This window comes from Candidatus Dependentiae bacterium (assembly GCA_016871815.1).
Classification (GTDB): domain Bacteria; phylum Babelota; class Babeliae; order Babelales.
Genome location: VHBT01000048.1, coordinates 1 through 2100 on the forward strand (window position 1 = coordinate 1; position 2100 = coordinate 2100).

A 2100-nucleotide genomic window follows, 5' to 3' on the forward strand; every position below is an offset into this window, starting at 1 on the left:
ACCAATAAAAAATACAAATTAAAAAATAAAAAATTTATTGGAAAGCTCTTTGCAAAATTTAGTAAAACTCAAAATGCAAAACCCAAGATGTTTTAGCAAAGCTCAACTTGAATTGTCAAGTAAAAATTATAAAAAATTGTTTTATAATTTAATCACAACCAAAAAACCTCAACCCCTTAAAAAAGGATTTACCTATGAGTGAAGATAAAAAACTCGTAAAAACAATTTGGTGCATGACTAAATCTCATCCTATGTTTGACCAACTCGTACAAGGTTGGAAAGATAACATGAGCACCGCTGGTTCCAAGTTGATTACTGCTCGTATCGAATGGACCGAACAAAAAGGTTTACTCCCCCTTCTCATTCTTGGCATGAAGGGGAACAGAGTAAGATATGCAGCTCACGGTGGCAGTGAAGACATCCACTATGATGCTGACACAATGTTTGTTGCTTCTGAAAGCTTATACCAATTGGATGCTGCAAATAACGATGATGTTAATGCTTGGAGAAATAGCATTGGAACTGTTGTAGTTGCCACCAAGAAAGATGCTGCTCCAACGAAGAAGGAAACCACCAAAGCTCCAGCTGAATATGCAATTGATTGGTCATTGCTTGATATGTCAGCAACAACCGCACTTCCTATGCCTGAAGCTTGGTTGGGTAGATAAGGGTGGTTTGGTGGGTGGATGTGTTCCGATGATCGCGGTTGCGTAGACAACTGCTAGACAGCTGAAGCACTGCATGATATGTGGTGCAGTTCAGCAATTTAGGGTCAACTCGTTAAACGACTTGATCTCCTCTCCCTTTCAGAACTGCAGGTGTTCAATGAAAAGATTATCAATTACCGAATGGCTCACAATTGCTTTGCACGTTATTCTTCATGGTTTTGCAGTATATGCTTTGTTCAACGATCGACCAGACATTTCACTGTTTGTCTTCATGTTGATCTTCTGCTTGTTAAGCGCATTCCTCAATGATGAACAGCAAATCGAATTGATTGACTCAGACAGATAAGCACCTCTCAGGTAAAATTTGTCTAGCTTGATTTTAAAATTTGTATAACCCAAAAAACCCTTACTCGAAAGGAGCTCCTCAATGGAACTTATCTTCTCAGTCCTCTTTGTTGCACTACTCGCAATGTTTGCCGAATTTATGTTTGAGATTATCGTTAGTGAAGATCTCCCTTACGTTTTACTTCGTTGGATGATCATTGCAGTTATTCTCTTCTTTGGCTTAACTCAAATGGGTCATGACATCCTGATGAGCACACCTCACTAACAGTTGCTCAACCACTGCTCCTTGAGCATTGCGGTTCAGTCCATCTTTACAATCGTTGATATGCAGGATTTCACAGGTGATTAACACAGATTGTTTGCCTGTTGTATTATAGGCATTGCAAAATACGTTAAACCTGATGCTTCGTGTAGTGATACGTCTATGTGTCTAGCACGGTATCAGGTTCTTTGCGTGTTTGTGCAATTTACGTGGACTTCAAGTAAAAATAATAAAAACTTAAATTATAATTTAAAAGTAATTAAAAATAAAAAAAATATTTTTAATTTTCTTCAACTTCAAAAAAGGAAAAAATATAAATGAAGAATTTATATAAAAATGCCATGATTGATCTCATCAAATCATCAAATGCTCAAAAAGTTAGTGGTGCCCAATTAGTTAATTGCTATATTGAAGTAGCTGCTCAAAATGGTAGAACAATTTCTAAAAGTCATATTCCACTAAATGTTCATAAATTTGCAAAAAGATATGGGCAAAAAGTTGATGTTGTAAAAACTTTAAGTGGAAGAAGTTCAACTTTATATATTTTCAACTTCTAAGAAGTTAAAAGAAAAAAAGCGGCCAAAGTTGTTAAAATATTATCTTCAACAAAATGAAAGGAAGTTTATTTAAAAAGATCTTCTCAAAATTTAAAAGTCTTTGATCTTTTCGATTTTTTTTGATTTGCAAATTCGTCAATATTGCTCAACACAGTGTCTAAGATACCGTCTTCTTTCTGGGAAGAAATTGTAACTGAAATGTTAATTCAGAGAAAACAAAGAGAGAACATTCAGATCTTACGTGGACTGGGACAGACCCAGTGTCCAC

3 protein-coding genes are annotated in these 2100 nt (G+C 35.7%); all 3 read left to right on the plus strand.

The window, feature by feature from the left end:
- Positions 1 to 194 precede the first annotated feature (194 nt).
- The 3 genes from FJ366_04370 (at position 195) to FJ366_04380 (ending at position 1832) form a co-directional block, all read left to right on the plus strand.
- Positions 195 to 668, plus strand: coding sequence for a hypothetical protein (locus FJ366_04370; GenBank protein ID MBM3894801.1), 474 nt, complete (start codon positions 195 to 197; stop codon positions 666 to 668).
- Positions 669 to 825: 157 nt separating this feature from the next.
- Complete coding sequence (locus FJ366_04375; GenBank protein ID MBM3894802.1) at positions 826 to 1014, plus strand: hypothetical protein; 189 nt, start codon at positions 826 to 828, stop codon at positions 1012 to 1014.
- A gap of 578 nt (positions 1015 to 1592) precedes the next feature.
- Positions 1593 to 1832, plus strand: coding sequence for a hypothetical protein (locus tag FJ366_04380; GenBank protein ID MBM3894803.1), 240 nt, complete (start codon positions 1593 to 1595; stop codon positions 1830 to 1832).
- Positions 1833 to 2100 lie beyond the last annotated feature (268 nt).